The following is a 7559-nucleotide window of genomic DNA, read 5'->3' on the forward strand; positions in this document are numbered from 1 at the left end:
TGTTTTGCGGCTCCGCCGCTCTCCGCGCTGCGCGCGTCGATCACCGGGGTGAGCCGGAGTCGGGGGCACTGACGCGCCGGTGGGGGGGTGGGGCTGGGGCGTGGGTTGGTGGGTGGTCTGTTGTCGTTGACGTCGGCTGCGCGTTGGCGTTCGGCTTCGGGGCGGTGTCGTGTGTTCGACGCTGCCGTGTGTCTGCCAGGCGTCGGCTGCGGGCTTGCCGCCGCTTGCTCGTTGTGGGGCGAGTGCTTGGCTGATGCCGAGCGCTGGATGGTCGTTCGGGTGGGACCGATGCCGTCTGCTTAGGTGCCTACCGCCGCCGGGCCTCGTGGTGTCGAGTGCCCGTTGTCTGTTTGGCCGTGCGGGCCGGCGGGTTGCCTGGTTGGGGTGATGGGGGTGAGGGGAGTCCCTCGGGTTAAAGTGATATCACTTTGCTATGGTTGTGATGACAGGTTGAACCAAGGGGAGTGATCGCATGGGTGACATCGGTTCCGAGTCCATAGTGGTGATGCCGGCGCCTCAGGTGCGGGAGCGGCTGGTGTCCGGGGTGTCCGGGTTTTGGGCTGTTGCGGTTGCGGCGCTTTGTGCGGGTGGTGGGGCCGGGCTCATCGGCCTTGGGCTGTTGTCGGAGGGTGGGCAGCGGACGGTGGGGATGGCGGCCGGGATTGTGGTTGCCGTGCTGGCGTTGGCCTCGCTTCGTGGGTTGACCACCGTGGCGCCGGGTGAGGCCCGGGTGCTTCAGCTTTTCGGGCATTACAAGGGGACGTTGCGTACCGACGGGCTGCGTTGGGTGAATCCGTTCACCGACCGGACCAAGGTCTCCACTCGGATTCGCAACCACGAGACGCAGACCGCCAAGGTCAACGACAACGACGGCAATCCGATCGAGATCGCCGCGGTCGTGGTGTGGCAGGTCCAGGACACCGCGCAGGCCAAGTTCGAGGTGGACGACTTCGAGGAGTTCGTCGCGATTCAGACCGAGACCGCGGTGCGGCACATCGCCAACAGTTATCCGTACGACGACCATGGCAACGGCGGTATGTCCCTGCGTGACAATGCCGACGAGATCACCGGCAAGCTCTCCGCGGAGATCGGTGCGCGGGTCGCCTCGGCCGGGGTCGGGGTGGTCGAGTCGCGGATCACCCGGCTGGCCTACGCGCCGGAGATCGCCCAGGCGATGTTGCGTCGCCAGCAGGCGGGCGCGGTGGTCGCGGCCCGGCAGCGGATCGTCGAGGGCGCGGTGGGTATGGTCGAACTCGCGCTGAACCGACTGGAAGAGGGCGACCTGGTGGAGCTGGACGACGACCGTCGCGCGGCGATGGTCAGCAACCTGCTCGTGGTGTTGTGCAGCGACCAGGCCACCCAGCCGGTGGTCAACACCGGTTCCCTCTACGCGTAGTCGGTCCCGGTGACCGAGCGCAAGAAGATCCTGCTTCGCCTGGACCCGGCGGTCCACGACGCGATCGCCAAGTGGGCCGCCGACGAACTGCGAAGCACCAACGCGCAGATCGAGTTCCTGTTGCGACGCGCGCTGGGCGACGCGGGCCGGATGCCGGGCAACGCCGGCCGTCCGGCCCGCCGGGGTCGACCTCCCAGGGCGAGTTCAGCGCCCACCGGTGATACCGAGCCCGTCGGAGGCGACGGTGGCGATCGAGACGACCCTGGCGGTGCTCGCGGCGGTGGCGGGAGCGGTGGCGACCCTGGCGACGTCGGTACCGCGCCGTGACCACAGACCCGAAGACGATGTGACGCCGTGGCGCCGAGGCGGGCGACGTGAACCCAATTCCGGAGGTCGACGTGCACGTGTCCCTGACCCGGCGAGTGTTCCTGCTCGCCTACAGTCCCGAGCGGCGACGGCTGTCGAGCCGGGAACGCCTCGGGGTGACGCTCCAGGCGGCGGCCCTGTACGAGTTGTACGCCCAGGGCCTGATCCGTGACCACACCGGCAAGGTGACCGCGACCGCGGTGCGAGGCCGTGCGCCCGACTGCGACCTGGCGGCGGACATGTTGGCCCGGATCACCGCGAGCGAGCGCGCACACTCCTGGGGTTACTGGGTCCGCAAGGGCGAACGGCAGGCCACCGACCGAGTCGGGGCCACGCTCGAACGCGAGCGGGTGATCAGGTTCGAGCCGCACCGCCTGCTGGGCATCGTGCCGACCCGGCGCATGCTCCTGCGGCAACCGCGACTGCGCGCCGCCGCGACCAAGGCGGTGTGCGACGCCCTCAAGGCGACCCGGCCGGTCGACCGGGTCCCGGCGGTGGACGCGGCCCTGGTCGCGCTGACCTACGAGGGCGAACTGCGGGTGGTCCTCGGCCGCCGGGAACGCCGGGCCGCCCGGGGCCGCGTCGATGCACTGGAGGCCGGTCTGGGCCCGGTGCCCGAGGCGTTGCGCAAGGCGGTCCGGCGGCAGAAGAGCAGGGCCGCCGGGGCCGCCGGCTGATCCGGCTTGACCCGGTCCGTACTGTCGAAGGATGACCTCCCGCACCGCCACCGACGCGACCTCGCCTGCGCTGCCCGGATCCCTCGCGCGGTTGTTGCCCGGCCCGCAGGGACGCGCGGTGTGGTTGGTGCTGGCGAGCGCGTGCTCGATCCAGTTCGGTGCGGCGTTCGCGGCCCGGTTGTTCCCCTACGTCGGCCCGGCCGGCGCGGTCACGCTGCGCCTGGTGTTCGCCGCGACCATCCTGCTCGCCTTCGCCCGGCCCCGGCTGCGCGGGCGCAGTCGCGCGGACTGGGTCGTGGTGGTCGGCCTGGGCGTGACGTTCGCGGGCATGAACATGTTCTTCTACGAGGCGATCGCCCGACTGCCGCTGGGCCCGGCGGTCACACTGGAGTTCCTCGGGCCGCTCGGCCTGGCCGTGGTGTTGTCCCGTCGGCTGCGCGACATGACGTGGATCGTGCTCGCCGCCGTCGGTGTGCTGCTCCTGGGGCGCGGCGGCTTCAGCGGGCTGGATCCGGTCGGCGTCGCCTTCGTGATGGCGGCGGCGGCCTGCTGGGCGGGCTACATCATGGTCGCCTCGAAGACCGCCAAACGCTTCGACGGCGTCGAGGGCCTGGCGCTCGGCTTCGCGGTGGCCGCGGTCCTGGTCGCCCCGTTCGGCGTGGCCACCGCCAAAAGCGCCCTGCTGGAGCCCAACGTGCTCGCCCTGGGGGCCTGCGTCGCGCTGTTGTCCTCGGCGCTGCCGTACAGCTTCGAGATGCTCGCGATGAAACACCTGACGCCCGCGACGTTCGGGCTGCTGGCCAGCCTGGAACCGGCCGTGGCCGCGATCGCCGGATTCGTCGTGCTGCATCAGTCGCTCGTGCCGATCCAGATCGCCGGCATCGCGCTCGTGGTGATCGCCAGCGCCGGCGTCACCGTGGCCCAGTCGCCTCGGCGGGTTCGGGCGAGGTCCGATACAGCCGGGCCCGAGCCCGATCCACGACCAACTCCCCCCGCAGGTGCCATCCCCACTCCGGCCGCAGCACCGGACGCTTGTGTGGAGTCACCACCACGAACGCTGTCGTGACCTCGGTCAGCGCGTAGGCCAGCGCGGGCAGTCGGGACTCGGCGAGCAGGTGCAGTGCGTAACTGCACACCACGAGCGAGTACGCGCGGCCCGCCAGCGCACCCGCCGCGATCTCCTCGAAGCGCAGCGCCTCGGCCGGTGTCCCGGTCCGCTCGCGATAGGCGACGCCCGTGTACGGATCGATGCCGGAGATCTCGCGTGCGCCGAGCTCGCGCAATGCCAGGGTGGCCTCGCCACTGCCGCAGGCCAGGTCGAGCACGCGGTCGAGGAGCTCGGGCTCGGCAGCCACCGGCTGCGCCAACGCCTGCGCCAGCACCGCCCGTACCCGCGGCTCGTGCGGGTTGCGGTAGCGCGCCCCGTGGGTGGCGTAGAAGCCCTCGGCTCCCAGTTCCTCGTAGGCGGGGCGGATCTTGTCCATGACCTCGATTGTCCACCGTCTACTTCTCGGTATCGCGCTTCGCCCCGGGGGTACGGCCGAACCGCAACCAACGCTTCCAGGCGCCCTTCGGCTTGGGCTGGTCGCGCATCCGGACGTACGGCTCCAGGGTCGGCGGGTGGCCACCGGCGATCGCCCGGGCCCGCTCCATCTCGGCGTTGTACTCCGCGCCGAGCAGGATCGCCATGTTGGTCAACCACAACCAGACCAGGAAGACGATCACCGCGGCGAGCGTGCCGTAGGTCTTGTTGTAGGTGCTGAAATTGGCCACGTAGTAGGCGAACGCGGCGGAGAACAGGGCCCACAGCAGCACCGCGAGGACGCCGCCGGGAGTGATCCAGCGAAAACCCTGCTTGGCGTTCGGCGCCGCCCAGTAGAGCAGCGCGAACAGGAAGTTGACCACCACGATCAGCACCGGCCACTTCGCGTAGTCCCACAACAGCACGCCCGCCTCGCCCACCCCCAGCGCGTGGCCGGCCTGTTTGGCCAGTGAGCCGGTGAACACCACCGCGATCGCGCAGATCGACAGCAACAGCAGGGTCACCACGGTCACCGCGATCCGGGTGGGCACCGTCTTCCACAGCGGCCGGCCCTCGGGCACGTCGTAGATCGTGTTGCACGCGCGCATGAACGCGGCGACGTAGCCGGACGCCGACCACAACGCCAGGCCCAGGCCGGCCAGGGCGAGCGGGCCTGCGGCGCCCCGGCTGTGTTCGAGGTTGCGGATCGCGTCGATCACGATCTGGTGCGTCTCGCTGGGCGCCACGCTCTGCACGTTCTCGGTCAGCGCGTCGGTGGCGGAGCGACCGGCCAGGCCGACCAGCGAGACCACGACCAGCAGCGCCGGGAAGATCGACAACACGCTCTGGTAGGTGAGTGCGGCGGCCCAGATGTTGAGGTCGTCCTCCTTGAACTCGCGGATCGTGCGCCACGCGGCCTTGAACCACGACGAGGTCGGCAGGTCGGTCGGCCGGTCCGGGAGGTGCTCCTCGGCCGGCGGTCGGCCGGCGTCGGCGTGTTCGGTCTTGGCGAGGTCCACCGCGGCGGTGGGCGGAGGTTCGGGGTTCGGGCGGTGGGTCTCGCGTGGGCCCGGGACCTTCGCGGCCGGCGCGTCGGGCTCCTTCGACTGCTCGATGGGCGCGGCGGTACGGTCGCCGTCGCCGCGTAACGAGCGGGCGATTTGCTCCTCGCGCTCGGCTCGTGCCCGGCGTTCGTCTCGTGCGTTCTGCCGCCTGCCCATGTGCCGGCCCCCAACGTCGTCCCGCGATGGCCGGCGTCTACCCGGCGGCGGTCGGCACATGCGGTGTGGGACACGGGTTGTGCCGCGGGGTCAGCGGCGCGGCGCGTACATGATCAAGGCGACGCCGGCCAGGCAGACGGTTGCCCCGGCCAGGTCCCAGCGGTCCGGCCGGAAACCGTCCACGGCCATCCCCCACGCGAGTGAACCGGCGACGAAGACACCGCCGTACGCGGCCAGGATCCGGCCGAAGTTCGCGTCCGGCTGGAGGGTGGCCACGAAGCCGTACACGCCCAGCGCGATCACCCCGAGGCCGGCCACCCACCACGGGCGATGCTCGCGTACGGACTGCCAGACCAGCCAGGCGCCGCCGATCTCGGCGAGGGCGGCGAGGACGAACAGGAGCAGCGAGCGCGCGACGATCATGGACGTACGGTAGGGGCGGGATCGGGAGCTCGGGGCTTCGCGTACGGACGGGCCGCGGACCCGCGCGGGCCGGCGCGCGAGGCACGAACGTGGACGTACGTCGTGGGCGACGGCGAGGGCTCGGTAAACTCGCCGCTCGTGACGTCCCAGCCTGTGCGCAAACCCCGCATTCCGAACGTTCTGGCCAACCGCTACGCCTCCCCGGCGCTGGCCACGCTGTGGTCCCCCGAGCACAAGGTGGTGCTGGAGCGCCGACTGTGGCTCGCGGTGCTGCGTGCCCAGGCCGACCTGGGCATCGACGTGCCCGAGGGCGCGGTCGCCGACTACGAGCGGGTGATCGACCAGGTCGACCTGGCCTCGATCGCCGAGCGCGAGCGGGTCACCCGGCACGACGTCAAGGCCCGGATCGAGGAGTTCAACGCCCTCGCCGGCCACGAGCACGTGCACAAGGGCATGACCTCGCGCGACCTGACCGAGAACGTCGAGCAGTTGCAGATCCGCTCGTCGCTGGAACTGGTCCGCGATCGGGTCGTGGCCCTGCTGGTACGGCTGGCCGAGTTGTCCGCGCAGCACGCCGAGTTGGTGATGGCGGGCCGTTCGCACAACGTCGCCGCGCAGGCCACCACGCTGGGCAAGCGGTTCGCCTCGGCGACCGACGAACTGCTGGTCGCCTACCACCGCCTCGACGACCTGATCACCCGTTACCCGCTGCGTGGGATCAAGGGCCCGGTGGGCACCGCGCAGGACATGCTCGACCTGCTCGGCGGCGACGAGGAGAAGCTGGCCGAGTTGGAGGGGCGTGTCGCGGCGCACCTGGGCTTCGAGCACGCGTTCGTCTCGGTCGGCCAGGTCTACCCGCGCTCGCTCGACTACGACGTGGTGACCGCGCTGGTGCAACTGGCCGCGGCGCCCTCGTCGTTGGCCAAGACGATCCGGCTGATGGCCGGGCACGAGCTGGTCACCGAGGGCTTCCAGCCCGGCCAGGTCGGCTCGTCCGCGATGCCGCACAAGATGAACACGCGCTCGTGCGAACGGGTCAACGGCTTCACGGTGATCCTGCGCGGCTACGCGTCGATGGTCGGCGAACTCGCGGGCGACCAGTGGAACGAGGGCGACGTGTCCTGCTCGGTCGTGCGGCGGGTGGCGCTGCCGGACGCGTTCTTCGCGTTCGACGGCCTGATCGAGACGTTCCTGACCGTGCTGGAGGAGTTCGGCGCGTTCCCGGCCGTGGTCGCCCGCGAGCTGGACCGCTACCTGCCCTTCCTGGCCACGACCAAGGTGCTGATGGCCGCGATCCGCGGCGGGGTCGGACGCGAGGCCGGGCACGAGGTGATCAAGGAGCACGCGGTCGCCTCCGCGCTGGCGCTGCGCGAGGGCGTCGAGCGCAACGAACTGCTCGACCGCCTGGCCGCCGACGACCGCCTCCCACTGGACCGCGCGGCCCTGGACACGCTCCTCGCCGACCGGCTCTCCTTCACCGGCGCGGCGGCAGCCCAGGTGGCAGAGGTGGTCCGACGCGTGGAAACGATCGCCGCCAAGCACCCGGAAGCAGCGAAGTACCGCCCGGGCGCAATCCTGTAACCCCACACCCACGACCCCGCCCCAACCCGCCGGCCCCGCGGGTGGGCCCGGAGACCAACCCCCTCCCGCCCCACCCGCGCGGCCCGCCGGCACGCACCGAAGCCACACCCCACACCGTCACATCAGGCAGCGAACCACGCCCTCCGGCCCACACCGCCTGACGGCCCCTCCATGGTCCCCGCCTACGCGACCCAGACCCGCCCCGACACCACCCGCCCTTCGCCAACCTGACCCGCCCCCTCCCGGCGCGTCAGCGCCCCCGAGACAGGCAAGCCGCGCGATCGACGCGCGCAGCGCGGAGAGCGGCGGAGCCGCAAAACGTTGACTTCGTGGCCCGGAGCGAAGCGCAGGGACACGAAGTCACGAGCGAGGGG

The 7559-nt window shown here is 71.1% G+C and carries 7 protein-coding genes and 1 pseudogene; 5 read left to right on the plus strand and 3 right to left on the minus strand.

The window, feature by feature from the left end; all coding sequences use genetic code 11:
- Positions 1–472: 472 nt before the first annotated feature.
- The 4 genes from ACFXMF_RS45650 to ACFXMF_RS45665 are packed head-to-tail and all read left to right on the plus strand — an operon-like array spanning position 473 to position 3505.
- A complete protein-coding gene (locus tag ACFXMF_RS45650) occupies positions 473–1396 on the plus strand; it encodes an SPFH domain-containing protein (RefSeq protein WP_379992298.1) in 924 nt (307 codons plus the stop codon).
- A gap of 9 nt (positions 1397–1405) precedes the next feature.
- Complete coding sequence (locus ACFXMF_RS45655) at positions 1406–1723, plus strand: hypothetical protein (protein WP_360320481.1); 318 nt, start codon at positions 1406–1408, stop codon at positions 1721–1723.
- Between the two features lie 47 nt (positions 1724–1770).
- Positions 1771–2439, plus strand: a complete 669-nt coding sequence (locus tag ACFXMF_RS45660; RefSeq protein ID WP_379992299.1) for a GPP34 family phosphoprotein — start codon at positions 1771–1773, stop codon at positions 2437–2439.
- 31 nt (positions 2440–2470) lie between these two features.
- Complete coding sequence (locus ACFXMF_RS45665; RefSeq protein WP_379992300.1) at positions 2471–3505, plus strand: DMT family transporter; 1035 nt, start codon at positions 2471–2473, stop codon at positions 3503–3505.
- Between the two features lie 16 nt (positions 3506–3521).
- Here the strand turns inward: ACFXMF_RS45665 and ACFXMF_RS45670 are convergent.
- From ACFXMF_RS45670 to ACFXMF_RS45680, 3 genes and pseudogenes are all read right to left on the minus strand, one after another.
- Positions 3522–3923, minus strand: a pseudogene (locus ACFXMF_RS45670) (class I SAM-dependent methyltransferase); the annotation flags it as partial.
- A gap of 19 nt (positions 3924–3942) precedes the next feature.
- Positions 3943–5181: a YihY/virulence factor BrkB family protein gene (locus ACFXMF_RS45675; RefSeq protein WP_379992301.1), complete on the minus strand. Its 1239-nt coding sequence runs from the start codon at positions 5179–5181 to the stop codon at positions 3943–3945.
- 90 nt (positions 5182–5271) lie between these two features.
- Positions 5272–5604 (minus strand): YnfA family protein, encoded by a 333-nt coding sequence (locus ACFXMF_RS45680; RefSeq protein WP_360320493.1) that lies wholly within the window; start codon positions 5602–5604, stop codon positions 5272–5274.
- A 138-nt stretch (positions 5605–5742) separates the two neighbouring features.
- Between ACFXMF_RS45680 and purB the strand changes: the two genes are divergently transcribed.
- The gene (purB, locus tag ACFXMF_RS45685) at positions 5743–7185 is read left to right on the plus strand and encodes an adenylosuccinate lyase (RefSeq protein WP_360320496.1); all 1443 of its coding nucleotides are present in this window, start codon (positions 5743–5745) and stop codon (positions 7183–7185) included.
- Positions 7186–7559: the final 374 nt, after the last annotated feature.

The organism is Embleya sp. NPDC059213 (assembly GCF_042754445.1).
Lineage (GTDB): Bacteria > Actinomycetota > Actinomycetes > Streptomycetales > Streptomycetaceae > Embleya.